The sequence below is a fragment of the Flaviramulus basaltis genome, from assembly GCF_900114265.1.
Classification (GTDB): domain Bacteria; phylum Bacteroidota; class Bacteroidia; order Flavobacteriales; family Flavobacteriaceae; genus Flaviramulus; species Flaviramulus basaltis.
Genome location: NZ_FPKV01000002.1, coordinates 546,007 through 569,686, shown reverse-complemented (window position 1 = coordinate 569,686; position 23,680 = coordinate 546,007). Strand labels below are relative to the sequence as shown.

Below are 23,680 nucleotides of genomic sequence, written 5' to 3'. Positions count from 1 at the left end.
GGTTTTAAATATTATTTAAAGCATCAACTAATTGGGTCTTTTTATTTCTACTTAAAGGAATTTCGTAAGCGCCAACTTCAACATTTTTACTATTAAACCTGTCTATTTTATCTAAATTGACAATGTAAGATTTATGAATTCTTAAAAATTTGCCTTCTGGTAATTCAGCTTCAAAAGATTTCATGGTAGATAATACTACCAAACTGTTTTCTTCTGTAACTAATTTCACATAATCACCAAGGGCTTCAATCCATTTAATATCTTTAATATAAACTTTACGTTTTTTAAGGTTACTTTTTACAAAAATATGTTCACCTTCTTCTTCGTTAAAGTCTAAAGTCAATCTATGTTGCTCTAAAGCTTTTTCTACAGAGACATTAAAACGTTCTCTTGTAATTGGTTTATGTAAGTAATCGGTAGCATCATAATTAAATGCTTTAAAAGCATACTCGGTTTTACCGGTTACAAAAATAATTTGAGGTTTGTTGTTTAATACGTCTAAAAGTTCAAATCCATTAAGCACTGGCATTTCAATGTCTAAAAAGATTAAATCAACTTGATGCGTATTTAATCCGTTTTTAGTTTCTAAAGCACTACTGTACTCTGCTATTAAGTTAAGAGAAGGGTGATTCTCGACTAACTTAACAATAGAGAGACGTTGTATCGCTGAATCGTCTACTACTACACAGTTTAAAGTCATAACATTTTAATTATTTCGGTTAAGATATCGACAATAGTACAAAAAATTCGGGTAAAAACCAAAAATCATCGATGAAACGTGTATTTTAACATAATTTTAACATTTTTTATTCTATTAATTTTATGTTTAATTTAGGGGAGTAATAGTTGTGTAATATACAAATATTTTTTATTTTTGCAGCCAATTTTTAACAATAAAATAGATTTTTATGAATCATTATGAAACTGTTTTCATCTTAAATCCCGTTTTATCTGAAGATCAGATAAAGGAAACAGTAAAGAAATACGAAGATTTTCTTGTTTCTAACGGCGCTAAGATGATAGCTAAAGAAGATTGGGGGCTTAAAAAATTAGCTTACCCAATACAAAACAAGAAAAGTGGTTTTTATCACTTATTTGAGTACACTGTACCTGGTGACATTATTAATACTTTAGAGGTAGAGTTTAGACGTGACGAACGTTTTATGCGTTATTTAACTGTTGCATTAGACAAACATGCCATTTCTTGGGCAGAGAGAAGAAGAGAAAAACTTAAAGTAAAAGCGTAATCATGGCAACATCTATAGAACAACAATCAAAAGGAAAAAAGGATGGTGAAATTAGGTATTTAACACCATTGAATATTGAAACAAACAAAACTAAAAAGTATTGTCGTTTCAAAAAATCAGGAATTAAATACATTGATTATAAGGATCCAGATTTCTTATTAAAGTTTGTAAACGAGCAAGGTAAAATTTTACCAAGACGTTTAACAGGAACATCGTTAAAGTATCAAAGAAAAGTGTCTGTGGCTGTAAAAAGAGCACGTCACTTAGCTTTAATGCCATACGTAGCAGATTTATTAAAATAAAATACCGATAACAATGGAACTTATATTAAAACAAGACGTTGAAAATTTAGGATTTAAAGACGATGTTGTAACAGTTAAGAACGGTTATGGTAGAAATTTTTTAATTCCTCAAAAACAAGCAGTTTTAGCTACAATATCAGCTAAAAAAGTATTGGCAGAGAATTTAAAGCAAAGAGCTTTTAAAGACAAAAAAGTAATTGATGATGCTAATGTAATGGCTGAAGCAATTAAAGGATTAGATATTAAAATTACTGCTAAAGCAACAGAAGGAGCTTCTGCTGGTGATAAATTATTTGGTTCTGTAACTAAAGCAGATTTAGTTGAAGCTTTTGAAAAAGCAGGACACACAATTGATAAAAAGTTTGTGACTATTACAGGTGGAAACATTAAACGTTTAGGACAGTATAACGCTGTTGTACGTTTACACCGTGAAGTAACTTTCGATTTCCCTTTTGAAGTTATTGCACAAGCATAATTAACAAATAGTTAATAAAACTTACAAATTAAATTAAGCCACTCTTTATGAGTGGCTTTTTTTGTACTATTTTTGTTACTTAATGTATTATGTATACATGATATATGTGACTAACTCAAATAATTTATTCAAAATGAAAAAAACAAGCCTTGTAATTTTCTTTGTATTTTTTGGTCTAATAGCTTTTTCACAAGTGACTACATCAAATATTAAAGGAATAATTTTAGATGAAACTTCTGTGCCACTTCCAGGTGCAAATATTGTTGCAATTCATACGCCAACGGGCACAAAATATGGAGCAGCAACAAACATTGACGGTCGATTTAATTTATTAAACTTAAGAGTAGGAGGTCCTTACTCTATCACAATTAGTTTTGTGGGTTATAAAGAGCAATCTTTTAACGATGTGTATTTAACTTTAGGGAAAACACAAAATCTTGATATTAGTTTGACAGAAGATAGCGAAACATTGGAAACCGTTATAATTCAAGGCGGACAAGGTACTGGTACTTTTGGTAGCGATCGTACAGGAGCTGAAACAAGTGTTGGAAGACGAGAATTAACTCGTTTACCAACCATTTCTAGATCTGCAGCAGATTTTACAAGATTAGAGCCTACAGCTAGTGGAAATTCATTTGGAGGTAGAAACGATCAATTTAATAATTTCTCATTAGATGGCGCTATTTTTAATAATCCTTTTGGGTTAGATGCGCCAACTCCAGGAGGTCAAACTGATGCACAACCCATATCGTTAGATGCTATTGATCAAATTTCTGTATCAACAGCACCTTATGATGTTACTCAATCTGGTTTTACAGGAGCTTCTGTAAATGCAGTAACTAAAAGTGGAACAAATGAATTTCACGGTACAGTTTACGGGTTTTATAGAGATGAAACCATGACTGGTAAGAAAATTAAAGGAGAAGATGTTACAAGACCAGACTTAAACCAAACACAATACGGTGTAAGTATTGGCGGACCAATTATTAAAAATAAATTATTCTTTTTCGCTAATTTTGAAAAAGATGAACGTGATGATTTAGGAACTAATGGCTGGACACCAAATACAGGTTCTGGCGCTATTAACGAATCTAGAGTATTAGAAAGCGATTTAATTGCTGTTAGAGATGCATTATTAGCAGTAGGCTATGATCCTGGAGCATACCAAGGTTTTACACATGCATCAGAATCTACTAAAGGAATTTTTAAAATTGACTGGAATATTAACGATAATAATCGTTTAGCAGTTATTTATAATTTCTTAAATGCTTCCAAAGAAAAACCAGCACACCCTACAGCTATTGGTTTTAGAGGACCAAGTGCTTCTACGCTGCAATTCCAGAATTCTGGTTACGAAATTACTAATGAGTTACGTTCAGTTCAAATAGAACTAAATTCTACACTTTCAGAAAACACAACAAATAAATTACAGATAGGTTATTCTCACTTCAATGATTTTAGAACACCATTTTCAACACCAGCTCCTTCTATAAATATATATAAAGATGGTTCTCCATATATTATTGCAGGTCACGAACCGTTTTCAGTTAATAATAAATTAGATCAGAAAGTATTACAATTTTCTGATAATCTTAATTTTTTCAAAGGAGACCACACATATACGGTTGGTTTTTCATTTGAAAAGTTTGAATTTGATAACTCGTTTAACTTAACTAGTTATGGTTTTGATCTTTTTGGAGGAGTAGATATTAATGATTTTGATGCTACTAGTTATGATTTTTCTGGACCACAAAATACTTTTGATACAAATAATGCACTTCCAGAAGGACAAGGTTGGGCTTTTGTTGAAACAAATGTTGGGCAATTGGCTTTTTATGTACAAGACGAATGGAATATTACAGATAAGCTTAAGTTAACTTATGGTGTACGTTTTGATAAACCATTGTTTTTTGATTCTGCTGAAAAAGCACAAAATGTTATTGATCGTGGGTTTGTTTTACCAGATTTTCAATATAACAACCCAAATACAGGACAACCTGTTACAATAGATAATACAAAAATGCCAAGCAACGATTGGTTAATATCACCTAGAATTGGCTTTAACTATGATGTTAATGGAGATGATACGTTCCAACTTCGTGGAGGTTCAGGGTTATTTACTGGCCGTTTTCCATTTGTTTGGTTAGGTAATCAAATTGCAGCTCCAGATGCTTTTTTCTTGCAAGCGGTAGATCCAGATTATAAATACCCACAAGTTTGGCGTACTAATATTGGAGCCGACAAAAAGCTTGAAAGTGGATTAATTTTAACGGCAGATTTATCTTACACTAAAGATATTAACGGACCACATGTTCAACATTGGGGGTTTTTAGATCCAACAGGTACATTACAAGGTGTAGATAATAGAGCCTTTTATACCGATGCAGATCTTTTAAGTTTTGATGGAGCAAAAGGTAATGGGCCATTTGTGTTCACAAATTCAGATAAAGGGCGTATTTGGAATGCATCATTTAAAGCCCAAAAGAACTTTGAAAACGGGTTATATACCATGTTAGCATACAGTTATTTAAATGCTAAAGATGTAAACTCAATTGAAGCAGAAATTACAAGTGATGCTTTTGCTGGTAACCCAATTGTTAATAATGTAAATACGGATGTATTGTCGTATTCTAAATATGGAGATACACATCGTTTTATTGGTGTAGCAAGTAAAAAATGGAATTACGGAAGCGATAAATGGGCAACTACATTATCTACATTTTTTGAATACGCCCAAGGAGGACGTTTCAACTACACTTACGGAGGCGATTTAAACGGTGATGGTTCTGGAATCAACGATTTAATTTACATTCCAACATCTGGAGAAATCGGGCAAATGCAATTTTCAAACGCAGGTGATGCAGCTGCTTTAGAGAGCTTTATTGCTCAAGATGATTATTTAACTGGAAGAAGAGGGCAATATGCAGAGCGTTATGGCGCTTTAGCGCCATGGAGAGGTAGATGGGATATTAAATTTTTACAAGATTATAATATTAAAATATCTGATGATAAAACAAATACGATTCAGTTTAGTATCGATATTTTAAACTTCGGAAACTTATTAAACTCAAACTGGGGTGTTATTCAGCAACCAAACAACGTACAACCAATTGGAGTCACTTTTCCTGATGCAAACCCAGATCCTGCTGTTTATGTTGCAGACAGAACCCAGGAACCTATATATTCATTTAATGCAAATCAAACCAACACTTTTGGTTTCGATTCTAGTTTAGCTTCTAGATGGCAAGCACAAGTAGGTTTACGCTATATTTTCTAAGAAAATAGCATATATATTCTTAAATTTGCGCTCCTAATAAAGGGGCGCATTTTTTTTAGTGAAAACTGAATTTTATAAGTTTGAAAACTTAATAAATTTTTTAGTTGAACTAATCCCGATTCAAATTGGGATTTCATAAAATTGATTTTACATAAATAATGAAGTATAGAAGACTTACAAAAGAACAATTTGAAGAATTACATCAAGAATTTATTAATTTTTTAGCAACACAGTCTGTAACTGCAGATGAGTGGACAAATTTAAAAGCTAATAAACCAGAAATGGCAGAGATGGAACTAGATGTATTTAGCGATTTAATTTGGGAAGGTGTTTTAAATAAAGCAGAATATTTAGAACATATTTCGCCACAGCATTTGTATTTATTTCATTTAGATGAAGATGAAATGCATGCCTTAGTTATTAATTTGAAGAATGATGTAGACATTACTACAGAAGAAGGTTATAATTGGCTGCGTGATAATTTAATGGATGAAAACGTTGAGTTTTTACAAGCTGATAAAGCCTATACTAAAGATAAAAACTTAGATAAATTTAAAATGATTGAACAAGGAGCTGTTATTACAAAAGGCGACTTATTTAAGTATTTTGATAAAATTATAAGTTAAATTTTGTCATTCCTGCGAAGGCAGGAATTCATTTCCAATTAAAACTATTATTTTTGTGATTCCGAATATAATACGGAATCCACTTTTAAACTATTTTACTAATCCTAAAAAATATTCCTGCCTTTACAGGAAACAATATGGCTCAAAAACCTAGCATACCAAAAGGAACCAGAGATTTTAATCCAGAACAAGTAGCAAAACGTAATTATATTTTTAATACAATTCGTGGTGCTTTTGAAACTTATGGATTTCAACCTATTGAAACCCCAAGCTTTGAAAACTCAGAAACCTTAATGGGAAAATATGGTGATGAAGGAGACCGTTTAATTTTTAAGATATTAAATAGTGGAGATTTTTTAAGTAAAGCAGATGAAAGTGCTTATACAGAAAAAGATTCAAATAAATTAACAACTAGTATTTCAGAAAAAGCACTTCGTTACGATTTAACAGTGCCTTTTGCACGTTACGTCGTACAACACCAAAATGAAATAGAGTTTCCGTTTAAGCGTTACCAAATACAACCTGTTTGGAGAGCCGATAGGCCACAAAAAGGACGTTTTAGAGAGTTTTATCAATGTGATGCCGATGTAGTTGGAAGTGATTCTTTATGGCAGGAAATCGAGTTTATTCAGTTATACGATTCAGTCTTTTCAACTTTAAAATTAGAAGGCGTTACCATTAAAATAAATAACCGTAAAATACTTTCTGGAATTGCAGAAGTAATTGGAGCTTCAGATAAATTAATTGATTTTACAGTAGCTTTAGATAAGCTTGACAAAATAGGCGAGGAGAAGGTGAAAGAAGAAATGTTAGGTAAAGGCATTTCAGAAGAAGGTATTTTAAAATTGCAACCTTTGTTTACTTTGTCGGGTTCTTTTGAATCTCAAATTGAAAGTTTAAAAGGTATACTTAATACCTCAGAAGAAGGAAAAAAAGGTATTGAAGAATTAGACTTTATTAATAACGCAATTACCGAATTAGGTTTAACATCAGCAACATTACAATTAGATGTAACACTTGCACGTGGATTAAACTACTATACAGGAGCTATTTTTGAAGTTGCTGCACCAAAAGGAGTACAAATGGGCTCTATTGGTGGCGGAGGAAGATACGACGATTTAACCGGTATTTTTGGAATGAACAATGTAAGTGGTATTGGCATTAGCTTTGGTTTAGACCGTATTTACTTAGTTTTAGAAGAATTAGGTTTATTCCCAGAAACCGTAAATAAAAATATTGAAGTATTATTCATAAATTTTGGAGATAAAGAAACGTTATTTAGTTTAAAAGCGATTAAACAAATACGTTTACAAGGTATTAATGCAGAATTATATCCTGATAATGCTAAAATGAAAAAGCAAATGAATCATGCTAATAAGCGAAATATTCCGTTTGTGGTTTTAGTAGGCGAGGAGGAAATGAATTCTAATATATACACCCTAAAGAATATGGTTTCGGGGGAGCAACATAAAGTTTCGCTTGAAGATTTAATAAACCATATAAAATAAAAAAGCCCTGAACGTCAATTCAGGACCTGTTTAGTATTGTAGATTTGGAGTAATTTATTCTAAAGTGACTAACTCAAATAATTAATTAATCTATCAATACCTGTTTCTTATTTATACCTTCAATATTTAGTTTATAACTAATTGTCAGTTGTTTACGCTGCTAATATATAATTAATTTTTGAATAATCACGATGAAATGCAAAAAAATACGATAAAACGCAAAAAGTCATCAAAAATTAATTGATGACTTTTTATAGTATAGTTAAGTATAACGTTTAATAAGTAATTGTTACTTGCCTAAATATTATTTAATTAATACTTTTTTAGATATAGTATTTTCTTCTGTTTTGAATTGTATTATGTAAGCACCAGCTTTAATTTGTTTTGTATTTAGTTCTGTATAATTATCACTAATATTCTTATTTGTTTCAAAAACATTTTGTCCTAATACATTATACATTTTTATTGATTGTACATTTTTAAATGTTGGATTGTTAACAATAATACTTTCTTTTTCATTTGAAAAATAGATTTCAAGATTTGAGTTTTCAAAATCATTATTTCCTAATGATGACTCATTATTCTCAAACGTTATTTCAAAACGATCTAAATATTCACCACCATTTAAATATATTTGGTAATTTCCTTGTAGTAAATCATGATAAATTCCAAGCTCTTTATCGTGCAAATAAATAACCAAATTACTTGGTATATTTTCTAATTTATCAATTGTGATAGAATTTAAACCAGTATTTTTTGTGTGAATTCCTAAAGGAAGTACTGTTTGGTTATTTACTTCATTTGTAGCTTGAATAGTATATTTATTATCATCAATCAACCAATACATATCATCCATTTGGTCATCATTATAAAGAGCATCGTAACCCCAATCATAATCAGGAGTACCATTTGTTTCATCTATTGTTGCTAAAAGTTGTCTATGGATTTTATTCACAGAATTAAAGCCAATTCTAATTTTAGTTCTTAAATCGGTTTCTTTATTAGATTCATCCGTTTTAGCATTTTTAGTATTTGATGATTTAATAAATAAAGAACTATCACCACCTTCTGCTTGAAATAAACGTTGACCATTATTGAATTGAATTTTACCAGTAGCTTTAGCGGTTACAAAAAATCCTTGTGCAACAGGGATATAACGTCCAGGTATTTTTGTAGGTGTACCACCAGTAGCTAAATCAGGATCATTTGTTCCCATTGAAGCTGCAGGGACACCACCCGCAAGAGAATATGTAGCATAACCGCCTTGATGCTCTCCTGAAGTATGTGAACCACCACCCCAATGTTCCCAGAAGTAAAGTGTTCCAGTAGTTGTGTCTGCTCCAGCAATAGTAGTACTATTATCTAGTATAAATTGATTGGCATCAATGGCAGATGGGTATGGATTGCCTATTAAATATTCATTGCCTGCGTAAACAGGTAAGTTAACATCACCATTGTTTGGCTTTCCTTCCATAATATAGTTTTGATCAGCTAGAATAGAACCAGTTCCTGGGCCTTTCATTGTGAATCCTTCACCAACTAGAATCCTGCCTGTGCTTCTAATATGTTGCCAAGATGAATAATTATTATTTGGTAGATTATTAAATTTCCATATCCAATAATCTGCAACGGCAACAGGAGAAGCAGTACCATTATAACCAGATGTTAAAAAGTTAACATTGTTTATTATATTAGGTAAAGTATAACTATTATTATTAGTTGTATTGTTTGAAAAGCCAACTGGTGAAGACCAGTAATTATAAGTATAAGTATCTGCAGTTCCTTGTTGATCTTTTTCTATAGTTCCCGAACTTGTTGGTTCTAATATGCTATTGTTGGTTTGGATTAACTGTGATTCCCCTTCTAAATCAATAAGCCCATTAAGCATTAAATACCAATTAACATATAACCCTTTGTTAGGTTCGATAGTAAATTTTTTTCCAGAATCAACAATTAGAGCTGTCAAACCTTGAGTATTATAATTTCCATTTAAATTAATATTATGTTTTATATGAACTATTGATGCATCAGTAGGATTATTTTGTTTAGTCATGATATCCCATTCGCTTCCATTAACCCAACTTGTAGCATCTGTCCAATCACCATCACTATTCGTAACATAAGGTAGGGGAGCTTTTTGAAAGTAAATATCTTTAAAATTGTACATTTTTGCACCAAGTACATCTAAGTCCCCTGTTTTTTTATCATCTAGAATATCATTTTGATATCCATCCATTTTATAGTATTTTACTAAATTACTTCCTATTGAAGCAGAAATATTAGTTGGGATAATTTTTCCGCTGTTAAAACTATTGGTTTCATCTAATTCTTGATATACCATTTTTTTAAGTTGATCATTAGTTAGAGCAACATCAAAAATTCTTATTTCGTCAATTTCACCTTTGAAATAGTTTTTTCCTTTTGAAGATCTACCAATATTAAAATTAGTATTATCAATGATACCTCCTGAAGTAGTTGAAGCTTCAGCAACACCGTTTATATATAATGTGGTTTGTCCTCCAGATGTTGATGTAGTAGTAACTGCTACATGAGCCCAAACACCATCTGTTAATGCTGTTTTAGAAGAAATTGTTACTCCTTCTACAACAACACTAGCTATATTGGTCACTTCATCAATTATAATATACAAATCGTCTTGTCCTGCTACTATTTGATTGTCTGTATTTGTATTAGATCCATTTGTTTTTACAAAAGCCATAAGAGTAGCATCTCCAGAAGCTATAATATTTGCATCTTCAATGTAGTCGTTTCTACCATCAAAGGACAAACTGTAGCTTGAATCTAAGTTTCTTGGTGAGCCAAAAATAGTATCATCACCATCTCTTGATGCCATAACACCATCTCCATCCATATCTATTGTGCTTGTTAAAACACCTGCTGAATTTGGTAAACTTGCATAAATTTCGACTGTATCAATATCATATGTCGATATTATGTCATTATAAGGATCTTTATAATCCGGAATACCATCATAATCAGAATCTAAAGTGTATAATGGTCCTATTCCTTGGTTATTATTACCATAAGAATCTGAGTAACTTGTATTGCCTTCATGAAAATCATAAATATCTAAAATGCCATCTCCATAGCCTTCTATTATTCCGTCTCCATTGGAGTCTTTTGCTCTAAAGGTTTCAGATTCTGAACCATCACCAATACCATTTCCTGTAATATCTCCATCACCATTTTGATAGCTGGTATCATTACTATTTATAGCACCAGATTCATCAACATCGAACAACCCATCATTATCACTATCTAAATCTAAATAATCAAATACGCCATCACCATCGGTATCTATAGCTACAAGAGCTTCTAAGCTATCCAACATACCATTTTCATTAGCATCTGTCCAGCTAGTTATATCTGTTAAAGTACCTCTGCCTTCACTCAAGCTTCCAGCGGTATTATTAGCTTCTATAACATCTGGTATACCATCATTATCACTATCCAAATCAAATATATTGGCAACTAAATCGTTATCCATATCGCAAAGAGATTGCCTAATTTGTATATCATCAATTGCGAGATTATTACCTTCACCACCAGGTGCATTATTAACAAATTGTACAACAAATGCTGTTTCTGTAGAACTAAATTGTTGCGTGAATTGTTGCCATACAGATGTTTCACAAGTATTATAGTTGGCATCTGCTATATGTGGATAAGTTCCAGTGTGATTTGTTGGAACAAAAGAGTCTCCACATCTAGTTATATCTCCAGTATTATAAGTTGCAATTACATTACTTCTATCAAGAGTTAAAAAATTTACAGTGATATTTGGTAAATTTCTGTGGTTATATGAACTTGCATTACCACTATGTTCTTCATCTATAAAATTTTGATCAGGTTCATCAATGTTAATCACCCAAAAACTATACGTAACTGGTATATTGGAAAGTGTTCCTGTAATTTCGGTTTCATAGAAAATACCAGGGTTTACATTTGCATTGAATATGGCCATTCTTCCATCAGAATCACCTGGCGTATGGTCTTCTATAGGTGCCCATGCATACCATGCCCAATTAGCAATATCTGTACCTGTTGGAGAAGTTCTAGTTGGATTTGTACCATCCTCATTGGTAATAAAACTAGCAATTGTATACTCACCATCTTCAACATCTGGGTTTGAACCAGAACAATTTGAACTAGATGAACCATCTTCAAGACAATATGCTGTATATACAGAATAAATAGAACTTATTCCAGTGCCTCTTGTTACTCCTGTTCCAAAAGTTTCGTTTAAAAATTTATAATCAACTAGTGAAGTTCCATTAGATGCTCTACAAGCATCTTCTTCTTCAGAATCTTTAATACCATCATTATCATCATCTACATCTATATCATCATAAATACCATCACCATCACTATCAAAAAACACTTGATTGCCTTTGGCTGTTAAATTGATTTTATAATAAGTTTCATCTGAATCATTAGAGGTTATAGTTAATACATCGGTTTGAATAGCTAAGGTTGATGTAGAAAATGATATAACAATATTAGCCTTGTTATTTGGAGCTATAATGCTTCCTGAGACAGGAGCATTTTTTATTTTAAATTCTGATGGACCAGTTAGTGAGATAGTTCCTAAAGTTAAATTGCTAGTACCTATATTATTTATAACAAATGTTTTTGTTATAGTTTGTGATTTAACTTGAACATGACCAAAATCTGTGTTATTTAATTGAGAGGGTATGTTAGAACCATTTCCTTTAATTGAATTATTGAGGCCTGTAACGTCTATTTCTGCTTCAGGTGTAGTCTTATTTTCTTTTATTAAAATATCATTTGATAATTTAATAAAAGGTTTATAACCTTTAGAATCAATAGGTATAAAATCAAAACCAGTATGTAAAAAGGTATAAGGAGTTAGGTTTATATTATTGGCATATCCTAAATATTTAGAATTTAGGTTAACTTTTGAAAAGGCATTTTTAGAAATTAGTATGCATATAAAGACAATAAAAATTTTAAATGAAATGAAAACATTATTCATGTGAGGCTAAATTTTGACTTGGGATCAATTAATTGGCGACAAATGTACATATATGTTCCATGAAACGCAAAAATATTCGACAAAATGCATTTTTTAGTTTTTACTAATCATTTGATTTATAATAAAAATGAAATATCATCAGAATAAATTTAGTGAAGAATTAACTTAAGGTTTTATCAAAACAATTTCTTAATATTTATTTTAATAAGAGAACTTAAATTATTGTAAGTGATATGTATATAAGTTTTTAACTATTGTAACCTTAGAGTAATGTGGTTAAGAAGTTTTTAGATTATTTAGATTTGTAAGGAAATAAATATAGTTTGCCTGTTTTTAATTAGAATCTAATATTTTCAATTAAAACTTTAAATAAAATTTACGCAACCGATTGCGTAATTGAAATTTTATTTATATTATTGTAAGATGCTAATTTAGTATATAAGGCTGCTAATTTAGTATATATCTAAAATTCTTGATAAATTAATAAGAATTGCTTTATATCAAACTAAACTAAACTTAATTATGACAAACAATTTACTATTAAAAACAAAACCAAAGACCCTATATCTTTATGGTTTTATGCTACTACTATTTGTGTTTTCAGTCAAGGCTAATGCTCAAAGCACTACTGTATCGGGAAAAGTTACAGATGAATCTGGAATACCTTTACCTGGAGTTAATGTAATTGTACAAAACACAAGTACAGGGACATCTACGGATTTTGATGGCTTATTCTCAATTAATGCATCTTCAAATGCGGTTTTAGAATTTAGTTATTTAGGTTACGTTAATCAATCAATCTCTGTAAATGGAAGAACTACTATAAATATTAGTTTAAAAGAAGATGTATCACAATTAGATGAAGTAGTTGTGGTAGGTTATGGTACAATGGAACGTTCTAATGTAACAGGAGCAATAACTACTGTTGATGTAGCAGCTATTGAAAAAACACCAGTACCTAATGTTGTTGAAGCTTTAAGAGGGCAAGTTGCAGGATTAAGGGTTACTAGAGGAAATGGGCAACCAGGTTCAGGTGTAAACTTCACAATTAGAGGTATTAATTCATTAGGTGAAGGTTCAGGTTCTGTTAGTGATGCTAATCAACCAATTATTGTTGTTGATGGTGTGCCTCTTCCTGGAGGTAATCTTTCTGAATTAAATCCTGATGATATTGAGTCTGTTAATGTTATAAAAGATGCTGGAGCAGGAGCTATTTATGGATCTAGTGCAGCTAATGGAGTCGTTTTAATTACTACTAAAAGTGGTAAGGCAGGAAAACCTACAATTTCCGTTAATGCTTCTACAGCATTTAATGATGTTACTAATAGAGTTAATATTATGAATGGGGATGAGTATGTGAAATTCCTTTTTGATTCAGGGCTAGGAACTACATTAAACGGAACTTTAAATGCAAACGAACTTACAAATTATGTTAATGGAAATTCTGTTGATTGGCAAGATGAACTTTTAAGACAAGGAATTTCTAAAAATGTAAGTTTATCTGTTTCAGGTGGTTCAGATCAACTTAGTTTTTATTTAAATGGAGACATGTACCAAGAAGGTGGTATTGTAACAGATTCAGACTATAATAGATACTCTTTAAGATTTAATGGAGAGTATAGACCATCTGATAAAGTTAAAATAGGAGCTAGAGTTCAATTAACAAAAAGTTTCGCAGATGAGACAAGTAATACCATTAGTGAATTTAATATAAACGGTGGATTTGCACCATTTATTCCAATTTTTAACAATACACCATTGGGAGATTTATATCTACCAGATGGTTCTTATGCTAAATTTGTAACGAACGATCAATTTCAAGTAAACCCTTTTCACAGATATAATGAATCTATCGTTGATAGAACAGTTACAAGATCATATGTGAATCCATATGTTGAAATTGGACTTGCTGATGGATTGAGTTATACATTAAATACTTTTGCAGAAGATCGTAGTCAATTTTATGGCAGATTTACTTCTAGCAACTATATTGATGGAGACCCAAGTACAGCTCAAGTACAACGACAAAATTCTGTTAATTATTTAGTTGATAATATTTTACACTACAAAAAAGATTTTGGAAAGCATGGTATAGATGCTACATTTGTTTATGGTTTTCAAAAGAATGAATTTGAACAATTTGATGCATTTTCAGATAAATTAGCCACAGATTTATTAGGTTATAATGCTATTGATGATTCAGCTACAGCAGATCAACGTTTTAGCTGGGATACAGATGAATCAGGTCGAGTTTATTATGTAGGTCGAGTTGGTTATGATTATGACAATAGATATGTAGTAACATTAACATTGCGTAGAGACGGATCATCAAGATTTACAGGAGACAATGTTTATGGTAATTTCCCATCAGTTTCATTAGCTTGGAATGCAAATAAAGAAAAGTTTTGGGATGCAGATGGACTATTAAATGCACTAAAATTTAGAGGAAGTTATGGTACTTTAGGTAATGACAGAATTGGAACTTATCGTTATTTAGCAAATCCCGTAGTAGTTAGATCTACAGTTTTAGACCCTATAGATGAGGATGATGATGGAACTCCAGATGGAGCTGTTGAGAGAAACATTGTTGGTTATGCTAAAGGAACATTAGCTAACCCATATCTAAAATGGGAAACAAGTAAACAATTAAATGTAGGTTTAGATTTTGGTTTATTAAATAATAGAATTAGTGGTACAGTAGATTACTACAATACAAAAACAACTGATTTGTTACTACCTGAGATAATACCAGTTATCAATGGTTATGAAAGTTATATCAACAATGTTGGTGAAACAAAAAATTCAGGTTTAGAAATTAGTTTAAAATCAAACGTAATTGAAAATGAAGATTTTACATGGAATTTAGCGCTTAACTGGGCTCAAGATAAAAACGAAATTGTTAGCTTAAGCAGAGGAAGTAAAGATGCAGATGGAAACCCAATTGATGATCCTGCAAATGGATGGTTCATTGGGCAACCAATAGGTGTTATTTACAATTACAAATATTTAGGAGTATGGCAAACAGAAGAAGTAACTGAAGCTGCAGCATTTGGTCAAGTTCCTGGAGATGCAAAATTCCAAGATGTAAATGGAGACGGAAGCATTACACCAGGAGAAGATAGATTGTTTTTAGGTAGTGGTAATCCTGATTGGTATGGAGGTATTACTAATACTTTTACTTATAAAGGTTTAGAATTATCTGTATTAGTAGAAGTAGTAGAAGGAGTAACAAGAGTAAATAATTTTATAGGTGGCTATACAGGTAGAAACAACCAAGTAGCTATCGATTATTGGACACCTGATAATCCAAGTAATAGCTTTCCAAGAGTTGGTGGTTCAGGTAATTATGATGGAGGTAGAGGAGACGCAGTTAAAACACAAGATGCCTCTTTCGTAGCTATTCGTAACGTATCATTAACTTATAATCTTCCAACTAGATTTTTAGAAAAAACGCCACTTAAAGCTTTATCAATGTATGTTCGAGGGAATAATTTAAAATATTTCACAGATTTTGATAATGCCTATTCTCCAGAAGCTGGAATTGGAGCATATCCAATTACCAGAACAATAACTTTTGGAACATCAATTACATTTTAAAAAAAAATAGAAATTATGAAAAAAATTAAATTTTATTTATCAGTTGTTTCAGCATTACTTGTGCTAGCAAGTTGTGATGATGATATAATTGATTTAACAGAACGTGACAGGCTACCAACAGACATTGCTGTGGCAAGTATTGGTGGATTAGAAACATCTATGATTGATGTATATGTGCAAGCACGATCATTACATGAGAATAATGAAATTTCACTCTATAAACAATGCGGTACTGATATTGTTACATCAGGCACAAATATGGTAGATGTGAATTCAGGAGGAATGTTAGGAATGATGGAATATGGAAATGCATTTGATGCATCAAGTGGGTCTTTACAAGATATTTTTAATGGATTGTATTTATCTCTTGATAGATGTAATGTAGTAATTACTTATGGAGGTAATTTTGAGGCAGAAACAGAAGCTGAAGAAGTTGCTAAAAATAGAATAATTGGAGAAGCATATACGCTTCGTGCATTCATTTATTTAGAGTTAGCTGAACGTTGGGATAATGCAGTTATCTCACAATTAGCAGAAACTGTTGATGATATTATTTTTACTGCAGAACTATCTCCTAAAGAAGTTCTTTTTCAAAAAGTTGTTGATGATGCCACCGCTGCAATACCTCTATTAAAAACAAGAATTCAAAATGGAGATGTAGGTAAACCATCAAAAGATATGGCATATTTATTATTAGCAAAAGCACAAATGTGGTTAGGAAATTGGGGAGAAGCAGCAGATGCAGCTGATGATGTTATTGCTCAAGGTGCTGAATTGCAACCTTTAGATGGTATTTTTGGTCTTGCAGGAGGTAAAACAGGAGAAGAAAATAATCAAGAAATAATTTTCTCATGGATATTTAACCCAGCAAATCAAAATAGACCACAACGTACAGTACAAATGTATGTGCCGCTTTATGATAGAGTTCCTGGAGTAGCAAGAACTTTAGAACAAGGAGGAAGACCTTGGTCTAGATTATCACCATCACCTTATTATTGGACACTTTTTGAAGATGAAGATGGACGTTTAGATGCATGGCATAAAACAGCTTGGGTAGTTGATGATCCAGACAATATAGATACTAGTCTAGAAGGAGGAGATACACTTCAAGAAGGAGATTTACTTACAGTAGACAGTCCATATTTTCAAGCATGGGCATCTACAGCTAATGAAGCTCGTTATTTAGAGCCTTCTACTACTAAATATTGGGAAGATGGTACTTATGGAAGATTAGCTTCAGAAGCTCAGGGTTTTAGTAATATAATTGTATACAGACTTGCCGAAGCATATATTATTGGAGCAGAAGCGCATTGGAGAAATAATAATGAAGGAAAAGCATTAACTTTAATAAATACAATTAGAGAGCGGGCTTTTGGTGATACTAGCCATAATTTCACAAGTTTAGATCAAGAAATTATTTTAGCAGAACAAGCTAGAGAATTAGGTCATGAAGGTCACCGTTGGGCTATGCTTAAAAGATTAGGTTTATTAGTAGAAAGAGTTAAAATGCACAATCCAAGTGCATCTGCTAACATTCAAGATAGACATGTAAGATGGCCAATACCTCAAAATTTTGTTGACCAACTTGGAGTAGAACAAAACGAAGGATACTAAAAATAAACTAAACTATTATTATGAAAATATTAAATAAATTATTAAAAGGACTGTTGGTTTTAGTTTTAACCTTTGGTTTTTTTAGTTGTAATGACGATGATTTCTCTGCAAAAGAGGTGTCTATTAGTGATTTAAGTGTAGCTAGTGCGTTTCCAAATGATCCTGTTTCTTTTTCTGGAATAAATTTAGAGACTGTACAATTCTTGTTTGTTGGTGAACAACAAGCAGAATTTCAATTAAATGGAGATGTTGTATCATTTATAGTCCCAGAAAGGGCGGTTGTTGGACAAAATTCTATAACACTTGCAATGGCAAATGGTTATAGAGTAAAAGTACCATTTGAAGTATTATTAAGACCAACACCAGTAATTAATTCTATTTCACCAAGTGCAGCAGAACCTGGAGAAAATATAACAATTATAGGAACTTCACTTCATAATCTTCAAAAAGTAAGTGTTAATGATATTGAAGCAACTGTTGTATCTTCTTCAGAATCAGAATTAGTATTTACTATTCCGGAAGGTCCACAAAATAATGCTTTAGCAATAATTAAGATTGTTACATCTGGTGGATCAACAGAATCAGATTCTGTTTTTTATGTTGGGGAAAATTTAGTGTTAAATGGAGAATTAGAAGAAGGAACAGGAGATGATTTTACAAATTGGAGTAAATTTAATGGAGGAGATGGTTTAATAGCATCTGATAAGCCATATGCAGGTAGATCTTTAAAAGTAATAGCAGCAGGAGGAGATGCTTGGAGAACACAATTTGTAAGCGATCCAACAGAAATTTCAGTTGGAGTTGATTACACTGCATTTATGTGGATAAAAGCAGAAGAAGCAGGTGGAAATATACGTTTTTCAACCAATTCTACAACAGGAGCATTATATTCAGGAGATTATGATATTGGAACAGAATGGCAACAAATTGAATGGACTTTTACTAATAACGATCCAGCTACACGATTAGTATTGGATATGGGAGTTTCGGCTGGTATGGTATACCATGTTGATAATATAACAATAGTAAGTACATTATCTGGACCACCACCACCACCAAATTTATTGTTAAATGGAGATCTTGAATTAGGTGGGGCAGATGATTTTACTAATTGGGGAGAATGGAATGCACCTGATTTATTAACTGTTGAAACTACTGAAACACATGGAGGTAGCAGAGCTCTAAAAGCAATTGGTGTTGGCGGAGATGCATGGAGAACCCAGTTTGCTAGTGATGCTGTAACTACAGAAGTAGGGCAAACATACATTGCTAGTATGTGGATAAAAGGAGAAGGAGCAGGAGACGGCGGAAATGTTCGCTTTTCAACATCTGCAACTGCTGGAGCACTTTATGGCCCTGATTTCGCTATTACTGGAGAATGGCAACAAGTGTCTTGGGAGTTTGAAGCAAATGATGTTGCAATTAACCTTGTATTAGATTTAGGGTTTGTGCAAGATGCCATCTATTATGTAGATGATATTAGTTTCTCTGAAACACCACCACCACCACCAAATGAAAATATATTATTAAACCCAGGATTAGAAGAAGGAGATGGTGATGACTTTACAAATTGGGGTAAATGGAATGCACCAGATTTATTAACTGCTACAACAGTTGCAGATGAAGTACATGGTGGAAGTAGAGCTTTAAAGGCTATTGGTGTTGGCGGAGATGCATGGAGAACACAATTTGCTAGTGACCCAGCTGCAACAACAGAAAATGGAGTTAATTATATTGCGAGTATGTGGATAAAAGCTGAAGCTGGTAGTCCAGGAGATGGAGGTACAGTTCGTTTTTCAACATCTGCAACAGCAGGAGCTCAATATGGGCCTGATTTCACTGTTACTACAGAATGGCAAGAATATACTTGGACTTTTGCAGCAAATGATGTTGCAACAAATCTTGTTTTAGATGTTGGTTTTGTTCAAGATGCAGTTTATTTTATTGATGATATTACGTTAACAGAAGAGAACTAAAATCAAAGTCTAGTTATTTTATAAGTAATAAGTAAAGAAAAGCCGGGTATAACCCGGTTTTTCTTTACTTATTACTTTCTTTCTTTCAAAGCTGTTTATTATATTTGGATGACTACTATTTTAAAGAAATGAAAATTAAAAAATTTATAAAGCCATTTCTGTTATTTTTTATAATTACAAGTTGTAATAATGAAAAAGTAACAAAAAAAACTTCTACCTCTGAATCATTATTTGTTGAAATTCCAAATACAAGTACACAAATTGATTTCAAAAATACTGTAAAACAAGATTTTAGCTTTAACTATATAGAATATCCATATGTGTTTACAGGTGGAGGTGTAGCTATTGGTGATATTAACAATGATGGGCTACAGGATATTTATTTTACTTCTAATCAATTATCAAATAAATTATATCTTAATAAAGGCGATTTTATATTTGAAGATATAACAGATAAAGCTGGTGTAAATGATGCAGAAGGTTGGACTACTGGCACCAATATGATTGATATTAATAATGATGGTTGGATGGATATTTATGTTTGCAAATCAGCTTCATTACAAAACGAAAATTTACGTAAAAATAAACTCTTTGTAAATCAAAAAAATGGAACATTTAAAGATGAGGCTAAAAAATGGGGGCTAGATCATAACGGTTTTTCAATTCAATCTTATTTTTTTGACTATGACAAGGATGGAGATTTAGATATGTATTTAGTTAATCATCGACCAGATTTTCAAAATGCTAATAAAATAGAACTACTTAACGATAAAGAATTCTTTTCTGAAACATCAGATCATTTATTTAGAAACGATGGTGATTCTTCTTTTACAAACGTTACGTTACAATCGAAAATAGTTAACAAAGAATGGGGTTTAAGTGCCTCAATAGGTGATTTTAATAATGATGGATGGATGGATGTTTATGTAGCTAATGATTACATAGGTCCAGATTTCTTGTATATCAATAATAAAAACGGGACATTTTCTAATCAAATAAACAAGCGATTTAATCATATTTCATATAATAGTATGGGATCAGATTATGCCGATATAAATAATGATATGTTACCAGATTTATTAACCTTAGATATGTCTGCTGATGATCATAAAAGAGGGAAACAGAATATGGCATCAATGAATACTAAGGGTTTTTGGATGATGGTAAATTCTGGATATCATAATGCTTATATGTCTAATGTATTGCAATTAAATAATGGTAATGGAAGCTTTAGTGACATAGGTCAACTTGGAGGAATATCTAAAACAGATTGGAGTTGGGCGCCTTTAATAGCTGATTTTGATAATGACGGATATAAAGATGTTTTTATAACTAATGGAATTGAACGTGAATTAGGAAATCAAGACTATAAGAAAAAGTTACAAGAAATGCAGTCTAAAAAAGGAGCTATGACTGTAAACGAAATGATGCAATTGATGCCCTCATCAAAATTGGCTAATTTTAGTTTTAAAAATAATGGTGATTTAACTTTTGAAAATACTTCTAAAATATGGGGTTTTGATAAAAAAATAAATTCTAACGGAGTAGCTTATGCAGATTTTGACAATGATGGCGATTTAGATTTGGTAATAAATAATATGGAAGATTATGCTACTGTTTATAAAAATAATTCCAATGCTAATTTTATCAATATTAAGCTTACAGGAGATAATAAAAATATAAATGCTATAGGCGCAAAAGTTAAAGTATACACTAATGATAAAGAGCAATACCAAGAATTGTATCCTTCACGAGGATATCAGTCATCTGTAAGTTATGTGCTGAATTTTGGTTTAGGTAACGAAGAGAAAATTAATAGAATTGAAGTTATTTGGAGTGATAATACTGTATTGGCAAAAGAAAATATAAAAGCAAATCAAACATTAACATTCAATAAAAAAGATTTTAAGTTTGATGGAGAAATTAAGCACGATATTGTTCAAAATTTTAATCAAATTAACCCTAATAATTTAGGACTAAACTATAAGCACTTTGAAAATGATTTTAATGATTTTTCTCGGCAAGTATTACTTCCTCAAAAGCAATCTCAACAAGGGCCAGCATTTGATATAGCAGATGTTAACAATGATGGATTAGAAGATATATTCTTAGGAGGAGCCCTTAATCAAGAAGCTAGTTTGTTTATTCAATTAACAAATGGAACTTTTGAGAAATCTAATAACATTATTTTTCAAAAAGATAAGCAATATGAGGATAATGGTGCTCATTTTTTTGATGCAGATAATGATGGAGATCTAGATTTATATGTAACTAGTGGAGGTTACGAATTGGATGAAAATAGCTTATTACTTCAAGATAGATTATATATAAATAACGGACAAGGCAACTTTAACAAATCTAATAAATTACCAAAAATGATTTCAAGCACAAAAGTTGTAAAATCATTTGATTTTGATAACGATGGCGATTTAGATTTAATTGTAGGAGGAAGAGTTGTGCCAGGTAAATATCCTTTAGCACCAAAATCTTATATTCTACAAAATAATAATGGAACTTTTGTAAACGTAACATTAGAAATTGCTCCTGAGTTTTCTGAAATTGGTCTTGTTAATGATTTTATTTTATCTGATTTTGATGGAGATAACGATAAGGATTTAATTGTAGTAGGAGAGTGGATGCCAATTACTGTTTTTAAAAATAATGAAGGAAAATTTTATAAAGAAAATATTTCTGCTTTTGAGAAAACTGAAGGATGGTGGAATACCATTGTGGAGATTGATTTTGATAATGATGGAGACTTAGATTATTTTGTTGGAAATTTAGGATCAAATAATAAATTTCATCCATCTATAGAAAAACCACTTCACATATATGGGAATAATTTTGACTCAGATGGAAATTATGATATGATTTTAAGTAAGGTTTATAATGGGAACTTGGTTCCTGTTCGTGGTAAAGAATGTTCAACAGAACAAAACCTATTTGTTAGCGAAAAAATACAAACCTATCAAGAATTTGCAAACTCAACTTTAGCTGATATTTATGGTGTTGATGTTTTAGAAAGCTCTTATCATAACCAAGTTTATGGGTTTGAATCGGTATATATTGAGAACAAAGGAAAGGGAAATTATGAATTAAAAGAACTTCCTACTTTATCACAAATAGGTCCAACAATGTCATTTGTGTTTGATGATATCAATAAGGATGGCCATATAGATGTATTAGGAATAGGCGCTTTGCATGAAGCTGAAGTTGAAACCGTTAGATACGATTCTAATGTTGGTTATGTTTTATTAGGAAACTCAAAAGGAGACATGAAACCTTTTAAAGATATAAGTTTCTACAATAACAATAATGCAAAAATTATAAAAAAGATAAATATTGATGGAGATACTTATTTTATTATAGCTAATAATAATGCATCGCTTTCAATTTTCAAAAAGAAGTGATTAACTATACTATTAATTGTCTTTTAATTTTTCGATTTCAGGAGAAATATCTTTAATCATTTCATTAATTGAATGTCTCTTATTCAATGGAAAAAAAGTAGCATGTTCTAAATAGTAAATTTTGGTTAGATAGCTTAAGTAGTTATATTTAGGTATAACACTATCCTGGTATAATTCTTTAAATAAATCTAAGTATTTGAGTTGTTCTTTTTTCTCAATATCGGAGTAAACACCATAGAAAATGGCTAATTTTTCATTATCATCAAAGTCAGTTTCTTTTGGATATTTAAATTTGTTTAAGTAGCTTTTAATTCGATATCTATTAATAAATATTAAGGAATCTTTTTTCTTTCTTAAAATGGTTATTTCCTTCCTGTTTTTAAAAAATGATTTTTCAAGTTCTTTAATCTTAGTATCTATTCCTTGTCCGTCTTCATAAATTTTAGATAAATAGCTTTTCTTATCATCTATAGACTTGATTGCTTTTATATCACTATCAATTGTCGTTTGATAATTTTTATTTTTAGCACACGAAATCATTATAAAACTTAACACAGCTATGTATAGAAAATATTTAATCATGTTTTAATTTATAAAGAATAAAAAATCTGCTATAATTAAATAGCAGATT

13 protein-coding genes are annotated in these 23,680 nt (G+C 31.3%); 10 read left to right on the top strand and 3 right to left on the bottom strand.

The window, feature by feature from the left end:
* Positions 1–4 precede the first annotated feature (4 nt).
* Positions 5–700, bottom strand: a complete 696-nt coding sequence (locus BT151_RS09055) for a LytR/AlgR family response regulator transcription factor (RefSeq protein ID WP_072401469.1) — start codon at positions 698–700, stop codon at positions 5–7.
* Positions 701–908: 208 nt separating this feature from the next.
* Between BT151_RS09055 and rpsF the strand changes: the two genes are divergently transcribed.
* The 6 genes from rpsF (at position 909) to hisS (ending at position 7,435) form a co-directional block, all read left to right on the top strand.
* Complete coding sequence (gene rpsF / locus BT151_RS09050; RefSeq protein WP_072401468.1) at positions 909–1,247, top strand: 30S ribosomal protein S6; 339 nt, start codon at positions 909–911, stop codon at positions 1,245–1,247.
* 2 nt (positions 1,248–1,249) lie between these two features.
* Positions 1,250–1,549, top strand: coding sequence for a 30S ribosomal protein S18 (rpsR, locus tag BT151_RS09045; RefSeq protein WP_072401467.1), 300 nt, complete (start codon positions 1,250–1,252; stop codon positions 1,547–1,549).
* A 13-nt stretch (positions 1,550–1,562) separates the two neighbouring features.
* A complete protein-coding gene (gene rplI / locus BT151_RS09040) occupies positions 1,563–2,024 on the top strand; it encodes a 50S ribosomal protein L9 (RefSeq protein WP_072401466.1) in 462 nt (153 codons plus the stop codon).
* A 133-nt stretch (positions 2,025–2,157) separates the two neighbouring features.
* Positions 2,158–5,301: a TonB-dependent receptor gene (locus BT151_RS09035; protein WP_072401465.1), complete on the top strand. Its 3,144-nt coding sequence runs from the start codon at positions 2,158–2,160 to the stop codon at positions 5,299–5,301.
* Positions 5,302–5,459: 158 nt separating this feature from the next.
* Positions 5,460–5,927 (top strand): DUF6495 family protein, encoded by a 468-nt coding sequence (locus BT151_RS09030; RefSeq protein ID WP_072401464.1) that lies wholly within the window; start codon positions 5,460–5,462, stop codon positions 5,925–5,927.
* 137 nt (positions 5,928–6,064) lie between these two features.
* Positions 6,065–7,435 (top strand): histidine--tRNA ligase, encoded by a 1,371-nt coding sequence (hisS, locus tag BT151_RS09025; protein ID WP_072401463.1) that lies wholly within the window; start codon positions 6,065–6,067, stop codon positions 7,433–7,435.
* Between the two features lie 304 nt (positions 7,436–7,739).
* Here the strand turns inward: hisS and BT151_RS09020 are convergent, their stop codons facing one another.
* Entirely contained in the window at positions 7,740–12,452 is a 4,713-nt protein-coding gene (locus BT151_RS09020) for a LamG-like jellyroll fold domain-containing protein (protein ID WP_072401462.1), read from the bottom strand.
* A 522-nt stretch (positions 12,453–12,974) separates the two neighbouring features.
* On the opposite strand from BT151_RS09020, the gene BT151_RS09015 reads away from it, so the two are divergent.
* The 4 genes from BT151_RS09015 (at position 12,975) to BT151_RS08995 (ending at position 23,049) form a co-directional block, all read left to right on the top strand.
* Positions 12,975–16,049: a SusC/RagA family TonB-linked outer membrane protein gene (locus BT151_RS09015; protein WP_072401461.1), complete on the top strand. Its 3,075-nt coding sequence runs from the start codon at positions 12,975–12,977 to the stop codon at positions 16,047–16,049.
* Between the two features lie 15 nt (positions 16,050–16,064).
* The gene (locus BT151_RS09010; protein WP_072401460.1) at positions 16,065–17,663 is read left to right on the top strand and encodes a RagB/SusD family nutrient uptake outer membrane protein; all 1,599 of its coding nucleotides are present in this window, start codon (positions 16,065–16,067) and stop codon (positions 17,661–17,663) included.
* A 20-nt stretch (positions 17,664–17,683) separates the two neighbouring features.
* On the top strand, positions 17,684–19,639 hold the full coding sequence (locus BT151_RS09000) for a carbohydrate binding domain-containing protein (protein WP_084647914.1): 1,956 nt from the start codon (positions 17,684–17,686) through the stop codon (positions 19,637–19,639).
* 128 nt (positions 19,640–19,767) lie between these two features.
* The gene (locus tag BT151_RS08995) at positions 19,768–23,049 is read left to right on the top strand and encodes a VCBS repeat-containing protein (RefSeq protein ID WP_072401459.1); all 3,282 of its coding nucleotides are present in this window, start codon (positions 19,768–19,770) and stop codon (positions 23,047–23,049) included.
* A gap of 12 nt (positions 23,050–23,061) precedes the next feature.
* Here the strand turns inward: BT151_RS08995 and BT151_RS08990 are convergent, their stop codons facing one another.
* Positions 23,062–23,631, bottom strand: coding sequence for a hypothetical protein (locus BT151_RS08990; protein WP_143144280.1), 570 nt, complete (start codon positions 23,629–23,631; stop codon positions 23,062–23,064).
* Between the last annotated feature and the right edge of the window lie 49 nt (positions 23,632–23,680).

Excerpts from the sequence above, each read along its gene's own strand:
- rplI (WP_072401466.1), top strand. The coding sequence starts at position 1,563 with ATGGAACTTATATTAAAACAAGACGTTGAAAATTTAGGATTTAAAGAC.
- BT151_RS08995 (WP_072401459.1), top strand. The coding sequence starts at position 19,768 with ATGAAAATTAAAAAATTTATAAAGCCATTTCTGTTATTTTTTATAATT.
- hisS (WP_072401463.1), top strand. The coding sequence starts at position 6,065 with ATGGCTCAAAAACCTAGCATACCAAAAGGAACCAGAGATTTTAATCCA.
- BT151_RS09010 (WP_072401460.1), top strand. The coding sequence starts at position 16,065 with ATGAAAAAAATTAAATTTTATTTATCAGTTGTTTCAGCATTACTTGTG.
- BT151_RS08990 (WP_143144280.1), bottom strand. The coding sequence starts at position 23,631 with ATGATTAAATATTTTCTATACATAGCTGTGTTAAGTTTTATAATGATT.
- rpsR (WP_072401467.1), top strand. The coding sequence starts at position 1,250 with ATGGCAACATCTATAGAACAACAATCAAAAGGAAAAAAGGATGGTGAA.
- BT151_RS09055 (WP_072401469.1), bottom strand. The coding sequence starts at position 700 with ATGACTTTAAACTGTGTAGTAGTAGACGATTCAGCGATACAACGTCTC.
- BT151_RS09020 (WP_072401462.1), bottom strand. The coding sequence starts at position 12,452 with ATGAATAATGTTTTCATTTCATTTAAAATTTTTATTGTCTTTATATGC.
- BT151_RS09000 (WP_084647914.1), top strand. The coding sequence starts at position 17,684 with ATGAAAATATTAAATAAATTATTAAAAGGACTGTTGGTTTTAGTTTTA.
- BT151_RS09035 (WP_072401465.1), top strand. The coding sequence starts at position 2,158 with ATGAAAAAAACAAGCCTTGTAATTTTCTTTGTATTTTTTGGTCTAATA.
- BT151_RS09030 (WP_072401464.1), top strand. The coding sequence starts at position 5,460 with ATGAAGTATAGAAGACTTACAAAAGAACAATTTGAAGAATTACATCAA.
- rpsF (WP_072401468.1), top strand. The coding sequence starts at position 909 with ATGAATCATTATGAAACTGTTTTCATCTTAAATCCCGTTTTATCTGAA.
- BT151_RS09015 (WP_072401461.1), top strand. The coding sequence starts at position 12,975 with ATGACAAACAATTTACTATTAAAAACAAAACCAAAGACCCTATATCTT.